Below are 241 nucleotides of genomic sequence, written 5' to 3' on the forward strand. Positions count from 1 at the left end.
ATCGCATCGCGGCCCAGCGCGCCGGCCTCGGCGGCGATGCCGGCCGCTTGCAGCCGCTCCAGCAACACATCGCGACTGCCGTGCTGGCGGTTGACCCGCAGCCACAACGGCGCCGGCTGCAGGCTGGCGGCACAAACGTCCTCGGCCTGGTCGGGCCAGTCCTGTTCGAGCTGTTCGGCCATCCACTGCGGGAAGGCCTCGCGCGCCGGCAGCGCTGGAATGCCATCGCGCTGGGCGCGGA

General features: G+C 73.0%; 1 pseudogene. It reads right to left on the reverse strand.

Features of this window, described 5'->3' with window-relative positions:
• A pseudogene (locus ACQG3P_RS22495) lies at window positions 1–241 on the reverse strand (16S rRNA (cytosine(967)-C(5))-methyltransferase RsmB); the annotation flags it as partial.

The organism is Stenotrophomonas sp. SrG (genome assembly GCF_050031795.1).
Taxonomy (GTDB): domain Bacteria; phylum Pseudomonadota; class Gammaproteobacteria; order Xanthomonadales; family Xanthomonadaceae; genus Stenotrophomonas; species Stenotrophomonas rhizophila_A.